This is a genomic window from Haloarcula pellucida, assembly GCF_014647235.1.
Classification (GTDB): domain Archaea; phylum Halobacteriota; class Halobacteria; order Halobacteriales; family Haloarculaceae; genus Haloarcula; species Haloarcula pellucida.
In genome coordinates, this window is sequence record NZ_BMOU01000001.1 from 1,163,031 (window position 1) to 1,180,629 (window position 17,599).

Annotated in this window: 22 protein-coding genes and 1 tRNA gene; 12 read left to right on the forward strand and 11 right to left on the reverse strand. The window is 66.8% G+C overall.

The features are described from left to right. Positions 1–291 precede the first annotated feature (291 nt). The 6 genes from IEY28_RS06120 (at position 292) to IEY28_RS06145 (ending at position 3,853) form a co-directional block, all read left to right on the forward strand. Entirely contained in the window at positions 292–1,677 is a 1,386-nt protein-coding gene (locus IEY28_RS06120) for a PGF-pre-PGF domain-containing protein (RefSeq protein ID WP_188995486.1), read from the forward strand. Positions 1,678–1,730: 53 nt separating this feature from the next. Continuing rightward, the gene (locus tag IEY28_RS06125; RefSeq protein WP_166970764.1) at positions 1,731–2,030 is read left to right on the forward strand and encodes a DUF5785 family protein; all 300 of its coding nucleotides are present in this window, start codon (positions 1,731–1,733) and stop codon (positions 2,028–2,030) included. 73 nt (positions 2,031–2,103) lie between these two features. After that, the gene (locus tag IEY28_RS06130) at positions 2,104–2,442 is read left to right on the forward strand and encodes a DUF7344 domain-containing protein (RefSeq protein WP_188995488.1); all 339 of its coding nucleotides are present in this window, start codon (positions 2,104–2,106) and stop codon (positions 2,440–2,442) included. A gap of 218 nt (positions 2,443–2,660) precedes the next feature. After that, entirely contained in the window at positions 2,661–3,233 is a 573-nt protein-coding gene (locus IEY28_RS06135) for a CBS domain-containing protein (protein ID WP_188995490.1), read from the forward strand. Positions 3,234–3,281: 48 nt separating this feature from the next. After that, positions 3,282–3,749, forward strand: a complete 468-nt coding sequence (locus tag IEY28_RS06140; protein ID WP_188995492.1) for a GNAT family N-acetyltransferase — start codon at positions 3,282–3,284, stop codon at positions 3,747–3,749. 30 nt (positions 3,750–3,779) lie between these two features. Beyond that, positions 3,780–3,853 (forward strand) — tRNA-Thr (locus tag IEY28_RS06145). A 24-nt stretch (positions 3,854–3,877) separates the two neighbouring features. Here the strand turns inward: IEY28_RS06145 and IEY28_RS06150 are convergent. Then, the gene (locus IEY28_RS06150) at positions 3,878–4,912 is read right to left on the reverse strand and encodes a YhjD/YihY/BrkB family envelope integrity protein (protein WP_188995494.1); all 1,035 of its coding nucleotides are present in this window, start codon (positions 4,910–4,912) and stop codon (positions 3,878–3,880) included. A gap of 140 nt (positions 4,913–5,052) precedes the next feature. Here IEY28_RS06150 and IEY28_RS06155 point away from each other — a divergent pair, with 140 nt between their 5' ends. The 3 genes from IEY28_RS06155 to IEY28_RS06165 are packed head-to-tail and all read left to right on the forward strand — an operon-like array spanning position 5,053 to position 7,343. Next, entirely contained in the window at positions 5,053–6,168 is a 1,116-nt protein-coding gene (locus IEY28_RS06155) for an oxidoreductase (RefSeq protein WP_188995496.1), read from the forward strand. Positions 6,169–6,217: 49 nt separating this feature from the next. Continuing rightward, positions 6,218–6,628, forward strand: a complete 411-nt coding sequence (gene msrB, locus IEY28_RS06160; protein ID WP_188995498.1) for a peptide-methionine (R)-S-oxide reductase MsrB — start codon at positions 6,218–6,220, stop codon at positions 6,626–6,628. A gap of 40 nt (positions 6,629–6,668) precedes the next feature. Next, positions 6,669–7,343, forward strand: coding sequence for a DUF7978 family protein (locus IEY28_RS06165; protein WP_188995500.1), 675 nt, complete (start codon positions 6,669–6,671; stop codon positions 7,341–7,343). Here IEY28_RS06165 and IEY28_RS06170 read toward each other — a convergent pair. From IEY28_RS06170 to rpl7ae, 5 genes are read right to left on the reverse strand one after another with little or no spacing between them, the layout of a single operon-like run. Further along, positions 7,334–7,573 carry a glutaredoxin family protein gene (locus IEY28_RS06170; RefSeq protein WP_188995501.1) on the reverse strand — a complete coding sequence of 80 codons (240 nt, stop codon included), beginning with the start codon at positions 7,571–7,573 and terminating at the stop codon, positions 7,334–7,336. The genes IEY28_RS06165 and IEY28_RS06170 overlap by 10 nt on opposite strands. Positions 7,574–7,627: 54 nt before the next feature. After that, positions 7,628–8,092 carry a nucleoside-diphosphate kinase gene (gene ndk / locus IEY28_RS06175; protein ID WP_188995712.1) on the reverse strand — a complete coding sequence of 155 codons (465 nt, stop codon included), beginning with the start codon at positions 8,090–8,092 and terminating at the stop codon, positions 7,628–7,630. Further along, positions 8,089–8,436 carry a 50S ribosomal protein L24e gene (locus IEY28_RS06180; RefSeq protein ID WP_188995503.1) on the reverse strand — a complete coding sequence of 116 codons (348 nt, stop codon included), beginning with the start codon at positions 8,434–8,436 and terminating at the stop codon, positions 8,089–8,091. Before IEY28_RS06180 ends, ndk begins: the two co-directional genes overlap by 4 nt. A gap of 2 nt (positions 8,437–8,438) precedes the next feature. After that, on the reverse strand, positions 8,439–8,666 hold the full coding sequence (locus IEY28_RS06185) for a 30S ribosomal protein S28e (protein ID WP_166970787.1): 228 nt from the start codon (positions 8,664–8,666) through the stop codon (positions 8,439–8,441). An 11-nt stretch (positions 8,667–8,677) separates the two neighbouring features. After that, on the reverse strand, positions 8,678–9,040 hold the full coding sequence (gene rpl7ae, locus IEY28_RS06190; RefSeq protein ID WP_188995505.1) for a 50S ribosomal protein L7Ae: 363 nt from the start codon (positions 9,038–9,040) through the stop codon (positions 8,678–8,680). 284 nt (positions 9,041–9,324) lie between these two features. On the opposite strand from rpl7ae, the gene tmcA reads away from it, so the two are divergent. Genes tmcA through IEY28_RS06205 form a run of 3 tightly spaced genes read left to right on the forward strand, consistent with a single transcriptional unit; the run spans position 9,325 to position 12,226 of the window. Then, positions 9,325–11,574 carry a tRNA(Met) cytidine acetyltransferase TmcA gene (gene tmcA, locus IEY28_RS06195; RefSeq protein WP_188995507.1) on the forward strand — a complete coding sequence of 750 codons (2,250 nt, stop codon included), beginning with the start codon at positions 9,325–9,327 and terminating at the stop codon, positions 11,572–11,574. Next, entirely contained in the window at positions 11,571–12,065 is a 495-nt protein-coding gene (locus IEY28_RS06200; protein ID WP_188995509.1) for a DUF456 family protein, read from the forward strand. The genes tmcA and IEY28_RS06200 overlap by 4 nt, the downstream gene beginning before the upstream one ends. Next, positions 12,062–12,226: a DUF8014 family protein gene (locus IEY28_RS06205; RefSeq protein ID WP_188995511.1), complete on the forward strand. Its 165-nt coding sequence runs from the start codon at positions 12,062–12,064 to the stop codon at positions 12,224–12,226. The genes IEY28_RS06200 and IEY28_RS06205 overlap by 4 nt, the downstream gene beginning before the upstream one ends. On the opposite strand, the gene IEY28_RS06210 is transcribed toward IEY28_RS06205, so the two are convergent. The 5 genes from IEY28_RS06210 to IEY28_RS06230 form a co-directional block, all read right to left on the reverse strand. After that, on the reverse strand, positions 12,223–12,954 hold the full coding sequence (locus tag IEY28_RS06210) for a GNAT family N-acetyltransferase (RefSeq protein WP_188995513.1): 732 nt from the start codon (positions 12,952–12,954) through the stop codon (positions 12,223–12,225). The genes IEY28_RS06205 and IEY28_RS06210 overlap by 4 nt on opposite strands. Before the next feature lie 77 nt (positions 12,955–13,031). Then, complete coding sequence (locus IEY28_RS06215; RefSeq protein ID WP_188995515.1) at positions 13,032–13,391, reverse strand: DUF8055 family protein; 360 nt, start codon at positions 13,389–13,391, stop codon at positions 13,032–13,034. Position 13,392: 1 nt separating this feature from the next. Next, positions 13,393–15,051 carry an FAD-dependent oxidoreductase gene (locus IEY28_RS06220; RefSeq protein ID WP_188995517.1) on the reverse strand — a complete coding sequence of 553 codons (1,659 nt, stop codon included), beginning with the start codon at positions 15,049–15,051 and terminating at the stop codon, positions 13,393–13,395. After that, on the reverse strand, positions 15,044–16,699 hold the full coding sequence (locus tag IEY28_RS06225) for an electron transfer flavoprotein subunit alpha/FixB family protein (RefSeq protein WP_188995519.1): 1,656 nt from the start codon (positions 16,697–16,699) through the stop codon (positions 15,044–15,046). Before IEY28_RS06225 ends, IEY28_RS06220 begins: the two co-directional genes overlap by 8 nt. A 2-nt stretch (positions 16,700–16,701) precedes the next feature. Continuing rightward, positions 16,702–17,556, reverse strand: coding sequence for an electron transfer flavoprotein subunit beta/FixA family protein (locus IEY28_RS06230; RefSeq protein WP_188995521.1), 855 nt, complete (start codon positions 17,554–17,556; stop codon positions 16,702–16,704). Positions 17,557–17,599: the final 43 nt, after the last annotated feature.

Here is a 17,599-nt window from a genome sequence, read left to right on the forward strand (position 1 = left end):
AGAGGGATCGGTACGACTGACAGTCGGACCACGGTAGACCGAGCGCAGTGCGCTGGCATCGGATTCACCTCCCAGCCCGACCGTCCGTCCAGAGAGAACGACGCGAGAGTCGGGGCAGCGTGATTCCCGACGAACGCCTCGTCCCGGGTCGGCCGAGTCGGCTGTCTGGACCGACGGTGACCGAGTGTGTCGAAATTGGGTACGACGGCGTATTTTTCAGCAACGATAGTTCAAAAAACCGTGGTAACGACCGGGCGGTTTTAAGCCACTGGTACGGGTCAGGACTACGTGATGCAGCCAGACATCTGGTCCGAATGGGACATCGGGAGCCGGTGTGTTTCCGTCGGTCTCGTAGTCCTCCTCGTCGCCGGGGCGCTTGCGACACCCGCGGCGGCGGCACCGAGTATGTATCTCTCGAACGCGAACGTACAGGAGTCGACGGTCCTCGTCGGCGAGAACGTGACCGTGACCGCCCGAGTGAAGAACCTCGGCGACGAGTCGGGAGGGTTCACGTTCGAGTTCAATCGCAACGGTAGCGACTTCGCCTCACAACGGGTCGTCGTCGCGGCAGACGAGTCTGTGCAGGTCAACCAGACGGTCTCGTTCAGTTCACCCGGGACCTACAGACTCTCGGTCAACGACCGCGAGGCCGGACTCGTCGAGGTTCAGCGGGCGAAAGCGACGGTCGAGAGCGCGGACGCTGCCCAGCGAGCCATCGAAGTGCGCGCGGGGTCCGTCTCGACGACGCGCCCGTACACGCTCGACATCCCGAACTCGACGAACCGCTCGTTCGCCGTCGAGACGTGGACCGTCCAGACGAGCGAGTCGTCGTACACACAGCAGATAATCGAGTACACCGACCCGTCGGCGGCGACGGTAGAAGTCCCGTCTGGTAGGTCGGCGACCGTCGCCAGCGTCTTCACCGTCGACTCGACGGCGGACATCGAGCAGGCCACGGTCCGGTTCTCGCTCGACCGGTCCCGACTCCGCGAGGTCGGCCTCGACCAGAGCGAGGTGACGCTGTACCACCGCAACGGGTCCGCGTGGGAGCCCCTCGACACCGCTATCGTCGAGGAGCGAGCGAATAGCGTCGTCTACGAAGTGACGGCGACGGAGTTCTCGACGTTCGCTGCCGGCCGTATCGAACCCGAGTTCACCGTCGAGGACACGTCGCTGAGCACGACGCAGTTAGACAGTGGGCAGCGCCTCGTCCTCGAAGCCGTCGTCAGGAACAACGGCAGCGTCGCCGGTGAGTACGAAGGGGCGATGGTCGTCAACGACGAGCGAGTGAACGCGACGACGGTGACGATGCCGGCAGACAGCGAGCGCACGATTCGTCTCACCCACGACGTTAGCTCGGCCGGCACCTACGAAATCGCATTGAACGACGACGACGCCGGGAGCATCGTCATCTCGGAAGGACAGGTCGCAGACGACACCCCGACGAGGACGGAAGCGACGACGACCACCAGTCAGTCCACGCCCGCAGAGACCACGGCGCCCGATAACGGCCCCGCTATCTCGGTCCCAGCGGGCGTCCCGGCGACGGTGATGGGTATCGACACCGTCTACCTCGGCGGCGGCATCGGGGTCGCTCTCGTCGTGTTCTTCGGTCTCGTGTTGGTGCTTCGCCGCGGCGGCGGCGGTGGCAGCGGCGGCGGATTCGACCAACTCTAGGGTCGAGTCGCCGGAGAGCAATCCTTTTTGTGTCGCTGTACCCAGCCACACGTATGGACTGGCCGCACGACCCAGATGGTGAAGAGGGCAGCGAAGGCCGCCGGAAGTACGGACACGCCGTCCTCGCGAAGAAAATCGACGAAGACGAGGACTTCCCGCTCACGGCCGAGGAGTACGTCGAGCAGTACGGCGACCATCCGGTCCGTATCGACTACGAGACGGTCGTCAGCGTCGAGGAGATATTCGAGTACGTCGATCAGGGCGAGTTCGAGGACTTCCCAGATTTCCACAGGGCCCTCGGCCGGGCGCTCCGCGAGGCCGATCTGTGGCCCTACCGTCTCGAACACGCCTGAGTGACGAGGCGACGCTCTCCGTGTGGTGTGAGTCCACGACACATACTTGTAGGAGACTGTCGTACGCTCCACTATGGCGACACGAGGCACTGACGGCGATTCCGACCCGGCGGAGCTACCGGAGGCCGTCGTCGACGACCTGCTGTCGGAGGATAGTCGGCGTCTAGCCCTGTCGATTCTCGACGAACGCGACCGAGCGATGGTCGTCGGCGACCTCGCGACGGCCGTCGTCGCCCGCCAGCGCGGGATTCCGGAGTCGACAGTCAGTGATGCCGACCGAGAGATCATGCGTGACGAACTGTTCACTGAACACATCCCGAAGTTGACGGCGACAGGGGTCGTCGAGTACGACTCGATGCTGGGGACCGTCGAGCTACGGCACCGGGGTATCGTCGGTCGAGGCCGGACCTGATTCGGCCCGCCGACTCGTCATCACCGATACCGCATAGCGGCCGCTCGGTCGGCTAGGCGCGTCCGCCGTTGTTGCGGGACGGCGCTCGACGGGGTCGGCGCAGTCATACCCGCAGGTCGATCTGAATCGGTGGGAGAGAATTAACCTTGGTCTTCGGTACCACGTAGCATAAACGTGATGGAGGTATCTTTTAGCCGCCTCGGCAGATAAAGACACACATGAACGATCCGGTCTCCGTACGGGAGGTGATGAACCGCGAGTACGTCGGCGCGAGCGAATCTGACGATCTCCTCGAGACGACCGAACTCCTGGTTCGGGAAGACGAACCGACCGCACTGGTCCTTCGTGGTAACGATCCAGTCGGCGTAATCACGCAAGTGGACATCCTCGGCTATCTCGTCTCCGAAGGCACCCTCGAATCGGCCACAGTCGGCGAGGTGATGACCGAATCGGTCCCGTCCATCTCACCGGACGCCCGGCTTCCGGAAGCGCGTGACCAGATGGCCGCGTGGTCGTCAGACTGGGTCCTCGTCACCGAAGACGGCGAACCGCTCGGGACGTTGACCGAACACGACATCCTCTCGACCGCGCGACTAGAGAGCGAAACGACAGAGCAGGTCCGCGAGGAAGCCCAGATGGCCCCCACCGGACAGGGGGCGACGACGGACGGAACGACGGCCGCCGAGGACTCGTTCGAAGAACAGGGCATCTGCTCTGCCTGCGGGACTTTCACCCGCAACCTCGCGTCGTTCAACGGTCAGTTGTTGTGTACGGACTGTCGGGACGTCTGATACCCGCTTTGGCACTACTGTTTTGGACTCGTGCATCCGAGATACCCTGTGGAAATAACGCTCGCGACAGCGGCCGACGTGGACGCCGTCGTCGACCAGTGGGTTGCCCTCGCACGCGACCAGCAGACCTACGGCTCGCACCTCCTCGCGTCCGAGAATCGGACCGCGATACGCGAGGCAGTGCTTCAGCGAGTCGTCGCCGACGAACTGCTCGTCGCCCGTGACGGGGAGACGCTCGTCGGATTCGTCATGGTCTCGATGGAGCGAGGGCGCTACGAACAGCGACGCACGCGGGGCCTCATCGAGAACATCTACGTCCGCCCCGACTACCGCCGCGAGGGTATCGGCAGCGAACTCCTCGCCGCTGGCGAGAAAGCGCTGGCCGAGAACGGCGCCACAGTCGTGGCGCTGGAGGTGATGGCCGCGAACGAATCCGCCCGCCGGTTCTACGCCGACCACGGCTACGCCCCCCACCGAATCGAACTCGAAAAGTCGACGGAAAACGATACTCTCTAAACAGTCCCCCTGCAACGGACGAACGCGAGCGCCAGGGGAGCTTGGGTGGTCCAAGCACTCGACTTGTAATCGAGAGTTCGTGGGTTCAAATCCCACCCCTGGCTCTTCTCGTCGCCACGTCGACGTTTCTAGTCGTCAGGCCACCACCGGAGCGTCATCGCCACCGAGTCGTCCAATCCGAACACGCTCGACTCTCGGTCGACGGTGGCCGTCTGCGGCGGGACGAGCGTCACCGTCTCCTCCCCGACGGCTATCGTCACGGCCGCCTCGCCGTCGGCGAGACGGTCGGCGAGGCCGTCGAGTTCGGCGAGCAACACGGCGCGGTCGACGGGCGCGCGACCGTCCGTCGCTCGTTCCGGGATGCCACCGACGACCGGTGCGATGTCGACGTCCGCAGAGCGGTTCGAGAGGACGGCGTTGACCACGGCGCCCAGCAACACCACGAGGCCGATGACGTAAAGCCACGTGAGGAGAACGAGGATACTGGCGACGAGGTTGGACCCGGCGCCGCCGGACTTGAACGTGGTAAAGAGCGCCTGTGCGACGGTGAGGCCGACAGCAGCGAGGGCCGTTCCGGGGACGACTTCGGCCAGCGAGACGTCGGTATCCGGGAAGACGTAGTACATGGGGTAGAACACCACGAACAGGCCAACGGCCGTCACCGCCCCCCGGAGCCCCGTACCGAGAGCGCCGTCGCCAGAGATGGAGACGAGGTTGCCGACGACGCCGACGCTGACGATGGCCACCGCGACGGTGGCGAGCAACAGCAACCCGTCCAGCAACTGGTCGGCGAAGGTGTTCTCGCTGCTGGTCTCGTAGATGTCCGAAAAGGCCGTATCGAGACCGCGGAAGATGCGGAGCGCGCCCCAGACGAGGAACGCGATGCCCAGCAGGGAGGCGGAGGCGTCCGCTTCGGTCAACCCCTGCTGGATGAGTTCGCTGGACTGCTCGGTCAGCACGGCCTGCATGATGCCGACGACGGAGTCGCGCACGGCGACGTTTTGCGTCCGCTGGACGAGTGTCAGGACGAGCAACAACAGCGGGAGGATAGAGAGAAAGGCGTGGTACGCGATAGAGCCGGCCATGAAGGTTATCTTCTCGGCCCTCGCTTCGTGGATAATCGCCCCCAGCACCTCCGTCCCGCGGGCGGCGTCGACGTGCATGGCCGGCTTTCGACGCCGCCGTGCAAATAGCCAGCGTCCCGTCGTCTCCCCCGACCGAAGCGCAGTGTGGGGAGCCAACACACGATTCGGCATACTCCGAACGGCCGGTTAATGCCGACCCTCGCGTACTCACCTCCGAGATGTTGTTCGACTCGACGACGCTCGGGACGCTATCGCTCGATAACCGGGTCGGTCTCGCGCCGATGACGCGGGTGAGCGCGACCGCAGACGGTCGGGCCACCGAGGAGATGGCCGACTACTACGCGAAGTTCGCCGACGGTGGCTTCTCGGTACTCATCACCGAGGGCGTCTACACCGACGACGACTACAGTCAAGGATATCCGAACCAGCCGGGACTCGTCACCGACGGCCACGTGACCGCGTGGTCACGGGTCACAGAGGCTGTCCACGATGCCGGGGCACCCGTCGTCGCCCAGCTGATGCACGGCGGGGCACAGACGCAGGGGAACCCCCACGTCGACGGCGAGGCGACCCTCGCGCCGTCGACCGTCGGCCCGGACGCCGAGAAGGCCGAAGCCTACGGCGGGAGCGGCGAGTTCCCCGAACCGAAGCGAGCCACGGAAGACGACCTCGACGCCGCCCGCGATGGGTTCGTCGACGCCGCAGTGAACGCCCACGAGGCCGGGTTCGACGGCGTCGAGATTCACGCCGCCAACGGGTACCTCCTCAACGAATTCCTCGCGGCGGACATGAACCGGCGTGACGACGAATACGGCGGTGGCCCGGACGCGCGGGTCCGCTACCCCGAGTCGGTCGTCTCGGCCGTCCACGACGCCGTGCCGGACGAGTTCGTCGTCGGCGTCCGTCTCTCACAGACCCGAGTAACCAACGACGAGTACGCGTGGCCCGAGGGCGAGGACGCAGCGGCAGTGTTCTTCGAGCGCCTCTCGGCCGCCGGTGCGGACTACGTCCACACCACGGAACCGGACGCGACCAGTCCCACGTTCGGCGACGAGGGACCGACGCTCGCCGAGGCGGCCGTCGAACACGTCACCGAGGGGACGACGGTCATCGCCAACGGTGGCCTCGGCGACCCCGACGCCGCCCGGCAGGCAGTGGACGACGGAGCCGACCTCGTGACGCTCGCGACGAGCGCGCTCGCGAACCCCGATTGGCCCGACCGGGTCGCAAACGACGAGGACCTGACGGCGTTCGACCCCGCGAGGTTCCTCGCCCCCAAAGCGTCGATATCGGCCCACGAACTCCCCGAGAAGCGGTCGCCGGCCGACGACTGAACCGGGGCGCTGACGTGGGCTTATACCCCTCCGGCCCCTACGAGCGGGTATGAGCGAACAAGAGGGCGAGCTGCCCGACAACGACGAGGAGTGGCGGGAGATACTGACCGACGAGGAGTACCGCATCCTCCGCGAGGCCGGCACCGAACCGCGGTTCAGCAGCGACCTGCTGGACGTCGAGCAATCTGGCGTGTTCACCTGCTCCGGGTGTGGCGCCGAACTGTTCGACAGCGAGGAGAAGTTCGACTCCGAGACGGGGTGGCCGAGTTTCTGGGACGTCTACGACGAGGGGACCGTCGAGACGCGACTCGACGAGAGCCACGGGATGCGCCGGACCGAAGTCGTCTGTGCCAACTGCGGGGGCCACCTCGGCCACGTCTTCGACGACGGCCCCGAACCCACGGGGAAGCGCTACTGCATCAACGGCGCGGCGCTCGACTTCGAACCCGAGGAGCGGTAAGACCACCAGACTCATCTTTCGTGCAGCAATATGGTACGCAGTGACAACCCAAGCCGATACCGACGACACAGCCGCCGCGAGCGGAGACGCCGACGACGCCGTTCTGTCGGCCCCTCTCCGGACGTTCCCGTGGACAGAGGCGAGCACGGCGGCTATCGGAACGTTCGTCCTCGAGTATCTGGTCGTCGCGGCGCTGTTCGTCGTCGGCCCCTCGTCGGTCGACCGGAGCGTCCCCGCCATCGACTCGACGGCGGCGGTGTTCATCCAGTACGCCCACGTCCTGTTCAACGCCCACCACGTCCCGACGGTGCTGCGGGCCACGATTCAGATAGCCGGGTCGCCGTACGGAAACGACCTCTACCTCTCGCTGGCCAACGGTGGGGCGAGCGTCTCACCAGTCGTCTACTTCCTCGTCCCCGTGGTCGCGTTGACCGTCGCCGGGGGGCTGTTCGAGGGGCGACGGCGCCGGAATCCGAGCGGTGGCCGTCTCCGTGAAGCGGCGCTGGTCGGTGTCGGCTTCACCGTCGGGTATCTCGCCGTCGGCCTCGTGGGCTCACTGACGATGGTCCAGCGGTGGGACCTCACGACGGCGGAGGGCGTCGTCGGGTCGGCCAGCCAGCAGCCAGACCCCTACTTCACCGGCGTCCTCTTTGTGCTGTTCCCGCTGGTGTTCGTGACCATCGGTGCGGCGCTTACCTTCGGTCGTCAGGCGTAGGTCTGCTCGGCGAACTCCAGAATGCGCTCTGACTCGGCCATCGTGACGCCGTACTCGTCGTCTACGAGGACCGGCACGCCGCGCTGTCCCGAGACGCGCTTGACCTCGTCCCGGTCGGAGTGTAACGCGTCGACCCAGATGCTCTCGTACTCGACGTCGAGTTCGTCCAGTCGGTCGGCCACTTTCTCACAGTAGGGACAGCCGTCCAGTTGATAGAGCGTTCGGCTCACGGGTGGCACTATCGGAGCGAACGGCAAAGAACGTGTGGTCGCGGAGAACCCGGCTTACTCGTACAGCCAGGTCTCGTCGACGCTTTCCCAGTCGACGAGTTCGTCGTCGTCGAAGAAGAGAGCGATTTCGCGCTCGTTGGCGCCTTCGTCCTCGTGGTCGGAGCCGTGGATGACGTTCCGACCGAGGTCTAGCCCGTAGTCGCCGCGGATGGTCCCGGGGGCGGACTCGGCGGGGTCCGTCTCGCCCATCATCTTTCGGACCTGTCGCGTCGCGTCCTGACCTTCCCAGACCATCGCGAAGACCGGACCGGACGTGATGAAGTCCACGAGGCCGTCGAAGAACGGCTTGCCCTCGTGCTCGCCGTAGTGTTCCTCGGCGAGGTCCTGATCGATCTGCATGAACTTGCCAGCGACCATCTTCAGACCGCGCTCTTCGAAGCGGGAGACGATGTCCCCGATGAGACCGCGCTGGACGCCGTCCGGCTTCACCATCACGAAGGTACGCTCGTCCGACATCAGGCTTCAGCCTCCTCGGCCTCTTCCTCGTCGTCCTCGTCGCCGTCGTCGTCAGCAGTCTCGACGTCTTCCTCTGCGGCTTCGAGGTCGGGTGCGGCGTCGACGTCGTCGTTCTCGTCTGCGTCAGCCGCTTCCGTCGCGGACTCGTCCTCGGCCTGCTTCTCGCCGCTCGCGTTGTAGCCGGACTCCGTCCAGCCGAGGTTGCGAGCCTCGCGACCGAGGTCGGCGTTGTTCTCACACTTCGAGGAGCAGAAGTGGATGGTCGTGCCGTCGTTCCGGACGAGCATCGTGCCCGTACCGGGTTCGATGTCCGCGCCGCAGTAGTCACATTCGCGCGTCTGTGGCATCGTTACTGCCCCCCGATGGAGTCGGCTTCGCGGGCCGTTTCGCGGAGCTGGAGCACGTCGCCCTCTCGGACGGGACCCAGGACGTTGCGCGTGATGATGCGCCCCTGGTTCTCGCCCTCGCGGATGCGGCACTTGACCTGCATGGCCTCGCCGTGCATCCCCGTTTTGCCGACGATCTCGATGACCTCGGCGGGCGTGGCGCCGTTGCCTTCGGATTCCTCAGCACTCATCCGTCGTCACCTCACCGAAGCTCCTCGACCTTCGCGGCGATGTCCTCGACGTCGCCCTCGGCCTCGCCCGCATCGACGACGGCGGCGGCGGCCGAACCGACTTCGAGGCCCGCGGCGTGGCCCAGGTCGTCCTGCTGCTCGACGAAGATGAAGGGGACGCCCTTCTCGTCGGCCAGCTCGGGGATGTGCATGACGATCTCCTCGGGCTGGACGTCCTCGGCGACGTAGACGAGCTCCGCGGAGCCGCGCTCGACGGCCTTGGTCGTCTCGTTGGTTCCCTTCTTGACGCTGCCTGTGTCTCGTGCGACTTCCAGCGCCTCGAGGGCGTCGTCCTCGAGGTCGGCCGGAACGTCGAAATCTACGTATACTGGCATTTGTATGGTCACCTCCTGCGCGCGGGCTCAGGCTCCCCCGCCGTCGCGGGCGTTCCCGCGGCGCACCGCGGCGGTGCGCGTAGTCCTAAAAGGGCTGGGAGCATCATCAACCCGGCGCAGGCTGTACCCCATTCTGTGCCACCGGCCCTAAAAGCGCTTTCGAAGCCGAAATGGCGTGCGAACGGGGTGCATAGCCGTCCTCCGACCGGCCGCTCGACGCCGGGTTCGGGCCGGTTCCCGGCGGAACCGTCAGGCCCATGACCGCGCCGGTTCGACGCCTCGGTATGGACCTCGCACGGTCGCTCCGCGCGGAGGCCCGCCGCTCGAACGAGCGCCGGCTGCTCGTGCTGGCCGGCGACCGCGAGCGGACCCGCGACCGTGCCGCCGACGCCCTCGACGCCGCCGACGTCGCCCGGGACGAGACCACGATTCTCGGCCCCGAGCCGATACTCGACTGCGAGCGCCACGAGCAGTCACGCGCCGGCGAACTGCTCGGTCGGACCCGAACCGCCGTCGTCCTCGACGCCCACGACGAACTCCGGCCGAACGCGCTCGGCACCGCCGTCGGGGCCGTCGACGGGGGCGGTCTCCTCGTCCTCCTGACGCCGCCGCTGGACGAGTGGCCCGGTAGGCGCGACGCCTTCGACGAGACGCTGGCGGTGCCGCCGTTCGACGTGGCCGACGTGACCGGCCACTTCCGTCGCCGACTGGTCGAGACGCTTCGGGTCCACCGGGGCGTCGCCATCGTCCACGTCGAGGCGGACGGTGACACCGTCGAGAGCGACGGCCTGACCGACCCGCCGCCACGACGCCCGCCCGAACCGCCTGCACTACCCAAAGACGCGGTCTTCCGGCCGGAGACCTACGAGGCCTGCCTCACCGACGATCAAGTGGACGCCGTTTACGCGTTCGAGGTGCTCTGTGACCCCGGCCACGCCGTCGTCGTGGAGGCCGACCGGGGACGCGGGAAGTCCAGCGCCGCCGGCCTCGCCGCGGCGAACCTCGCGCTGGACGGGACGGACGTCCTCGTGACCGCGCCGCAGTACCGGAGCGCCGCCGAGGTGTTCGTCCGGGCGGGGGCGCTGTTCGAGACGCTCGGCGTCGACGTCGAACGAGACAGGTCCGACACACCCCACGAACTCGCCGTCGGGGGCGAGGGCGGCGGCCGGATACGGTTCGCGGAACCTGCCGTCGCAGTCCAACTCCCCGACGACCCGGACGTGGTCGTCGTCGACGAGGCCGCCGCGCTCCCCGTCCGCCGCCTCGAAGCACTGCTCGACGCGCCGGCCGTCGCGTTCACGACGACGGTCCACGGCTACGAGGGCGCCGGTCGCGGGTTCTCGGTCCGGTTTCGCGACCGTCTGGCCGAGAGCGCCCACGCGGTGACGGACGTGACCATGACGACGCCGATTCGCTACGCCGAGGCCGACCCCGTCGAAGTGTGGGCGTTCCGGGCGCTGTTGCTCGACGCCCGCCCGCCCGCCGAGCAGTTGGTCGCCAACGCCACGCCGGAGACGGTCGCGTACCGCCGCCTCTCGACGGCGGACTTGCTCGCCGACGAGCACCTCTTACGGGAGGTGTTCGGGTTGCTCGTGCTGGCCCACTACCGCACCGAACCGGCCGACCTCGCTCGTCTGCTCGACGCGCCGAACCTCTCGGTGCGGGCGTTGACACACCACGGGCACGTCGCTGCCGTCGCACTGCTGGCACGGGAAGGGGGCCTCTCGGCCGAGACGCGGGCGACGATGTACGGGGGCGGGCGCATCCGCGGCAACATGGTACCTGACGTGTTGACGACGCAGTTGCGCGACGAGGGCGCGGGGGTGCCGGTCGGACAACGCGTCCTCCGCATCGCCACGCACGCCGCCGTCAGGTCACGGGGACTCGGGTCGCGTCTCCTCGGTGGGGTCCGGGCAGAGTTCGCCGACGAGGTGGACTGGGTCGGCGTCGGCTACGGCGCGACGCCGGAACTCGTGCAGTTCTGGCGGGCGAACGGCTACGGCACCGTCCACCTCTCTACCTCGCGCAACGATACGAGCGGTGAGTACTCGGCCGTGATGGTCGACCCCTGTTCCGAGGCCGGGGCGGAACTGGCGGCCCGCCACGCCGGGTGGTTCTGTGACCGCGTCGCCGCGGTGCTGTCGGACACGCTGGACGACTGCGACCCGGACGTGGTCAGAGAGACGCTCCGGGCCGTCGACGCCACGCCGGACCCGGGCCTCTCCGAGTGGGAGTGGCGACTCGTCGCCGGCGTCCCGGGCGGCGCCGCCATCCTCGACACGAACCCCGCGCCGTTCCGTTCCCTGACGGTGTGCCATCTCGTCGCGCCCGCCGACGAGGACGCCCTCAGCGACCGCGAGGAGCGACTGCTCGTCCGGAAAGTGCTGCAGGCACGGCCGTGGGACGAGGTGACCGCGGAACTGGAGTTCGTCTCCCGTCGGCAGTGTATGCGGGCGCTCGGCGGAGCCGTCGAAAGATTGACACGGCTCTACGGCGAGGAGTGGGTACAGGAGGAACTCGACCGCCACACATGACACCGGGGATGGAACTGCTGCTCGTCGGTCTCGCCTTCGCACTGCTGGTCGCCGGCGTCGTCGGCAGTCTGATTCCGCAGATGCCGGGGGCACCGGTGTCGCTCGCGGGGGTCTACCTCTACTGGGTCGCCACCGGCATGACCGAACCCGGGACGCTGTTACTGGCGGTGCTGACCCTCGTCGGCGTGCTGACGTGGGTCGTCGACTTCGTCGGCGGGGCCGTCGCGGCCCGCGTCGGCGGCGCGTCGAACGTCACGGCCGTCCTCGCCGGACTCGTCGGCCTCGTCCTCTTCTTCCTGACGGGACCGCTGGGTATCATCCTCGGCGTCGCCGCGACGGTGTTCGCCGTCGAGTTCTACCGACAGGAGGACGCACGGAAGGGGCTGAAAGCCGCGCTCGTGACGACGGCCGGGATGCTCGCCTCCGGCGTCGTACAGGCGCTGCTCACCGGGTCGATTCTGGTGACGATGCTGGTGGTCGCGCTCGTATGACCTCCTGCGAGGAGACGGACTGCGAGAACGAGGCCGCAGTGGAGCTACACGTCCCGTGGGCCGACAACGTACTCGTCTGTACCGCCCACGCCCGCGTGCTGGCACAGAAAGACGGCGTCGTCGCCGAACCGCTCGATGACGCTGTAGACGACTGGTCCTAGAGTTCCTTCGCCAGCATCACCTCGTCCGCATAGTCGTCGCCGAACTTGTAGTGGTCCTCGCGGACGGCTTCCGTCGCCCAGCCGTGGGCTTCGAGGAAGTCGATTGCGTCTTGATTCATCGAGGGGACAGAGTTGTACAGTTTCTCGTAGCCGTGGTCGCTGGCCCACTCGGTGCCGCGTTCGAGGAGGTGCGACCCGATGCCCTGCCCGCGGTACTGGACGAGGACGCCCAGCGTGAGTTCGGCGGTGTGGCTGAGCTTCTCGATTTCGGGGTGTTTGACGTGGACCCAGCCGATCACGTCGTCGTCGACGCAGGCCACGAAGAAGATGCGTGACTCCAGTTCGTTGTGTCGGAGGAGGACGCCCTCGCTGTCGATGATGTCGGCGAGCGTCTCGGCGTCGACGTAGGCCCCGCTCCCGATGGCCGCGCGGATGGCCCCGACGAGACCCTTCAGGTCTTCCTGCCGGGCCTGCCGGATGGTGTACTCCACCTCCTCGGTCTCGAACTCCTGCGTGTCCGAGTCCTCGTAGGCGATGCGGAGTTCGTCCCCGTCGCGCTCTAGCATGCCGGAGCGCTGGAGGATGGCGACGTGGTGGCCGAACGGCCGTGGCTCCATCTGCAGGGCCTTGCGAACCTTCTCGGCGTCGACGCGGCCGTGAGACTCGACGTACTCGTAGATGTCCTGTCGGTCTACGTGGTCGAACTGCAGTGGCGCTGTGAGCTCCATGGGTTCTGTTACCACACACCAGTATTTAATTGTTTGTCACGTGAGGGGTGAGAACACACTTCCGAATACGTCGAGGCCTACCGCTCGGGGACGCCGGTCAGCACCGTCGCGACGTCCCGAACGTCGTGTGTGTCCACGAGCAGTTCGGCGGCCGTGCGGACGGAGTACGTCCCGTCCAGTTCGACCCCGTAGCAGGCGGCGTACAGCCCCAGCCACTGGTTCAGCGTCGCTTCGAGACGGTCGAAGGTCGCCTCGTCGAAGCGGACCCACTGCCCGCCGGTCCGGGCCTCGCAGTACAGCGACACCGTCGGGCCGACACCCCGCCTGAGTATGTTCATCGCTCGCTCCTCCTCGGGCGGGTCCGGGTCGAAGTCCGCGGCGATCTCGTCGGCCCGGCGTTCGAGCGTCCGAATCCGGTCGCGGTACTGGTGGCTCATCTCAGCCCTGTTCGAACTCGACGCCCTTGCCCCCGGCGGGGTGTTCCCACTCGGTGTCGGCGACGACGGCGCAGGTACCACACTCGACGCAAGGCTGGGTGTCCAGACTGACGAGGTGTTCCTCGTGGCCGTTCGTCTGGACCATCTCGTCGCGGTAACACCCGCCGCCGAAGTCCGTCGCGCTGACCGGGCAGGCGGTCACGGCGGTGCCGGACGCCTCGAAGGAGTTGTCGACCAGTTCGATGTGCGGATCGCCCACGTCGTAGGTCAGGTCGCCGATGCGGTCGTCGAGTTCGGGCGGTTGGACGTGGTTCTCGTCGGTCACGACCTCGCCCAGTTCCTCGCCGATGACCGTCGGGAGCGTGACGTAGGGCAGTTTCGTGTCGGGAATCATCGAGACGAGCATCGGGGAGTTGTAGGCCCGCTCGACCAGTCCCTCCGCCGCTCGGACGCCGAAGCGACCGACAGCCGACTCCGCGACGGCGTTCGCGACGCCGTCTATCGGCCCGATTTCGCCCAGTTTCCCCACCACGCTGTAGCTGGTCGGTCGCAGTTTGTCCATGACTCCTTCGTCGTGGAGTTTCTGCTCGTAGAACTCGCCGGCGCGGTGCGGGTCGCCCCGAGAGCGGGCGTCGGCGAAGGCTTCGGCGGCCAGCGCACCCGCCGTGACGGCGTGGTTCATCCCCTTGATGATGGGGCCTTGAGCCTGCATCTGGCCCGCCGCGTCCCCGACGACGACGAGGCGGTCCTCGTGCGGGGCGGTGAGCGCCGCCTTCTTCGAGTCCGGGACGAGTTTCGCGCTGTACTCCAGTTCGTGGTAGTCCTCGCCCAGCCACTGGGCCATGAGCGGGTGAGTCAGCAGGCCGTCGAGCAGTTCCTGCGGTTCGGCCCGTTCCTCGGCGATGGAATCGAGGTGAAACACCGTCCCGATGGACAGCGACGCCTCGTTGGTGTAGAGGAACCCGCCGCCGCGCACCCCATCGAAGAGGTCGCCCGAGAACAGGTGGGCCTCGCCCTCGTCGTCGTCGATGTCGAACCGCTCGTCTATCGTGTCGGGGTCCATCTCGGCGACGGCCTTGACCCCCTGGAACCACTCGTCGGGGTCCTCCCAGTCCATCAGGCCGGCGTCGCGGGCGAGTTCGGAGTTGACGCCGTCGGCCGCGACGACGATGTCGGCCGCTATCGGGTCCAGTTCCTCGCAGGTGACGCCGACGATCTCCCCCTTCTCCCGGAGGAGGCCGGTGACGTGGACTTCGGTCAACAGGCCGCCGCCCGTCTCGTGGGTGAGTTCGTGGACGCGGTCGGCGAGCCACGAGTCCATCCGGCGGCGGAGAACCGAGTCGGCCCACGCCGTGTCGTGGTGGTGCAGGTCGCCGATGTCGAACGTCTTCACCGTGTCGCCGGCCACGTTGTGGATGTAGTTCTCGGTGACCGGTCGCTCCGTCGCTTCCTCGCGGAACTCCGGGAACAGGCCGTCGATGGTGTACGGTGCGGACTCCTCGGCATAGATGAGGCCGCCGGAGACGTTCTTCGACCCGGCGTCGACGCCGCGTTCGAGGACTAGCGTCTCGACGCCGTTGCGCGCGAGGTTCGCCGCCGCGGCGGCCCCGCCCGGGCCACATCCGACGACGACGGCCTCGTAGTGTTCGTGGTCAGTCATCGCTCGCCTCCACGGCCGCGGCCAGTTCCCCCTTCTCGACGGCCTCGGTCAGTCGCGGGAGCACCTCGAAGAGGTCGCCCTCGATGACGTAGTCAGAGAAGTCCCGGATGTCGGCCTCCGGGTCGGTGTTGACGGCGATGATGGTGTCTGCCTCGTCACAGCCGACCTTGTGCTGGATGGCCCCGGAGATGCCCGCCGCGATGTAGATATCTGGTTCGACGACCTGCCCGGACTCGCCTATCTGGCGCGCTTCCGTGACGTACTGCTCGACGTGGCTGTCGAACGCGTACGAGGACGTGATGACCCCGCGCGAGAGGCCGAGGTCGGCGTCCTCGAAGGCGTCCACGAGGTCCAGTGCGAGTTCGATGCCCGTCGTCGGGTCGTCGCCGATGCCCCGGCCGACGGCGACCACCACGTCGTTGCCGGTCAGGTCGACGCCGCCCGAGAGGCGGTCGAACTCCGTGACCTCCACCTCGAACCACTCCTCTTCGAGGTCCATCTCGTACTCGACCACCGCCGCCTCGCGGTCGTAGTCCGGGTCCGGAATCTCGAAACTGCCCGGAATCACGGACGCCCCCTGCGGGTGAAAGTCCCGGTTGGGCTTGTCGATACAGAGGATGGTCGAGTACTCGAACCCGGAGAAGTCCGGCCGTTTCATGTGAAGTACGCGCTCGAACTCCTTGTTGTCGCCCGCGTTGCCGACCTTCGCGGGGTTGGAGATCATCGCCTCCTCGATGTACAGCCCCGAACAGTCCGACGCCAGCCCCGAGTCCAGCGCCCCCTGGACGAGCGCCGAGAGGTCCCGGCCGTTGTTCGTCGCGGGGAATATCGTATAGCGCGGTTCGTGGTAGTCCTTCCAGTCGACGTCCGCGTGACCCTCGCTGGCGAGTTCGCCCCCCGCCCGAGACATATCGGTGACTATCTCGGTGTAAGGCGTGTGCCGGAACCGTTCGAGGCGGTCGTCCTCCATGTAGACCACGAGGTCGGCGCCGTAGGCGGTGGCGTCCTCGACGTGGTCGCTGGCGTCGGCACCGACGAGGACGGCGACGACGCGTTCCTCGGCGTCGTAGTCCGCGTTGTACTGGTCCATCAGATCGCGGGCCTTCCCCAGCATCTCCTTCGAGACGTCGACCAGTTCGCCCGCCTGCGTCTCACAGTACACCCACATGTCGCGGTACTCCGCGCCGACGGTGCCCTCGACCCACCGCTTGTCGTTGGTCGGGTGGTCGAGTTCGGGGTACTTCTCCTCTGGCGGGACGTACTCGACGTCCTCGCCCGCTTGCTCTTCGCTGCCTTCGACAGAGTCGATGCGGTTCTCTATCTGGGCGATGGCGCTCTTGCGTTCTTTCCCCTCGCGTTCGCGTTCGAGGACGTCCCGCAGGACGTCGGCGTCGTCGACGCCGCGAACCATGTTCGCGATGTCCGCGACGGTCATCTCCGTCAGGTCGACCGTCTCGGGGTCGAGTTCGCCGTCGTCCTCGGCTTCGACCTTCTCGATGCGGTCCTCGATGAGCGTCTTCACCGGAGCGCGGTCCTCGCCCGCTTCCTCCAGTTCCAGCATCTCGTGCAACTCGTCGGCGTCGTCGACGTCTGTTATCTTCGGCCCGAGTTCGGCGATCTCGTACTCAGTGGGGTCTATTGCTGGCATGATCAGTCACCTGCTGCGTAGGGCGTCAGTTCGTCCAGTATCGGTTCCATCGCCGCCGAATCGTCGCCGTCGACGACAGTCGCCTCGCGTTCGGAGGGGGCCTTCGGGATGGGGTCGACGCCGGCGACGATGGTCGGCGACCCGTCGAGGCCGATGTAGTCCGGGTCCAGATTGAGGTCTTCGTGGTCCCAGACCGTCACCAGGTCTTCGTAGTTCTCGGCGCGTTCTTGGGTCTCCTCGCGCAACTGTTTGTGTTCGAGGCGGTGGCTGGCCTTCCGGTAGGTCGGTTCGAACTCGGGGTCGGCGACGACGAAACAGGGCATCGGCGCCTCGACCGTCTCTATCTCGGAGACGTCGCCGTCGACCAGTCGCTTCGCTCGCAACAGGCCCGCCTCCTCGTCGATGTCGAGCGAGACGACGTGGGTGACCAGCGGCCAGTCCAGACAGTAGGCCGTCTGTGGGCCGGTGTGGCCCGTCTCTCCGTCTGCGGTCTTGAACCCCGCGAACACGAGGTCCGGTTGCGTCTCCAGATTCTGGATGCCTGTGGCGACAGTCATCGCCGTGGCCCACGTGTCGGCGGCACCCATCTCCCGGTCCGAGAGGAGATACAGGTCGTCGGCGTAGACGTCGCGCATCCCTTCCTGTAACACCTCCTGATACCCCGGCGGCCCCATGCTCATGAGCGAGACGTGACCGCCGTTTCGTACGCGAGTCTGGAACGCCGCCCGGAGCGCGTGTTTGTCGTTCGGGTTCATCACCGTCGGGGTCTTCCCGCGTTCGAGGTGCCCGTCCTCGTCGAAGGATACCTGTCCCTCTCGGAAGTCGGGGACCCCCTTTGTCAGAACTACTGTGTGCATAGTTGTCACGACTCTCGTCAACGTACCTCATCTCGGGCGGAAC

Bases quoted from the DNA above. Each gene is read 5' to 3' on its own strand.
- msrB (WP_188995498.1), top strand. From the start codon at position 6,218: ATGAGCGAACAAGAGGGCGAGCTGCCCGACAACGACGAGGAGTGGCGG.
- IEY28_RS06150 (WP_188995494.1), bottom strand. From the start codon at position 4,912: ATGCACGTCGACGCCGCCCGCGGGACGGAGGTGCTGGGGGCGATTATC.
- IEY28_RS06210 (WP_188995513.1), bottom strand. From the start codon at position 12,954: ATGGAGCTCACAGCGCCACTGCAGTTCGACCACGTAGACCGACAGGAC.
- IEY28_RS06180 (WP_188995503.1), bottom strand. From the start codon at position 8,436: ATGCCACAGACGCGCGAATGTGACTACTGCGGCGCGGACATCGAACCC.
- IEY28_RS06225 (WP_188995519.1), bottom strand. From the start codon at position 16,699: ATGCCAGCAATAGACCCCACTGAGTACGAGATCGCCGAACTCGGGCCG.
- IEY28_RS06220 (WP_188995517.1), bottom strand. From the start codon at position 15,051: ATGACTGACCACGAACACTACGAGGCCGTCGTCGTCGGATGTGGCCCG.
- IEY28_RS06185 (WP_166970787.1), bottom strand. From the start codon at position 8,666: ATGAGTGCTGAGGAATCCGAAGGCAACGGCGCCACGCCCGCCGAGGTC.
- IEY28_RS06125 (WP_166970764.1), top strand. From the start codon at position 1,731: ATGGACTGGCCGCACGACCCAGATGGTGAAGAGGGCAGCGAAGGCCGC.
- IEY28_RS06135 (WP_188995490.1), top strand. From the start codon at position 2,661: ATGAACGATCCGGTCTCCGTACGGGAGGTGATGAACCGCGAGTACGTC.
- IEY28_RS06120 (WP_188995486.1), top strand. From the start codon at position 292: ATGCAGCCAGACATCTGGTCCGAATGGGACATCGGGAGCCGGTGTGTT.
- IEY28_RS06230 (WP_188995521.1), bottom strand. From the start codon at position 17,556: ATGCACACAGTAGTTCTGACAAAGGGGGTCCCCGACTTCCGAGAGGGA.
- IEY28_RS06205 (WP_188995511.1), top strand. From the start codon at position 12,062: ATGACCTCCTGCGAGGAGACGGACTGCGAGAACGAGGCCGCAGTGGAG.
- IEY28_RS06215 (WP_188995515.1), bottom strand. From the start codon at position 13,391: ATGAGCCACCAGTACCGCGACCGGATTCGGACGCTCGAACGCCGGGCC.
- IEY28_RS06155 (WP_188995496.1), top strand. From the start codon at position 5,053: ATGTTGTTCGACTCGACGACGCTCGGGACGCTATCGCTCGATAACCGG.
- rpl7ae (WP_188995505.1), bottom strand. From the start codon at position 9,040: ATGCCAGTATACGTAGATTTCGACGTTCCGGCCGACCTCGAGGACGAC.
- tmcA (WP_188995507.1), top strand. From the start codon at position 9,325: ATGGACCTCGCACGGTCGCTCCGCGCGGAGGCCCGCCGCTCGAACGAG.
- IEY28_RS06130 (WP_188995488.1), top strand. From the start codon at position 2,104: ATGGCGACACGAGGCACTGACGGCGATTCCGACCCGGCGGAGCTACCG.
- IEY28_RS06200 (WP_188995509.1), top strand. From the start codon at position 11,571: ATGACACCGGGGATGGAACTGCTGCTCGTCGGTCTCGCCTTCGCACTG.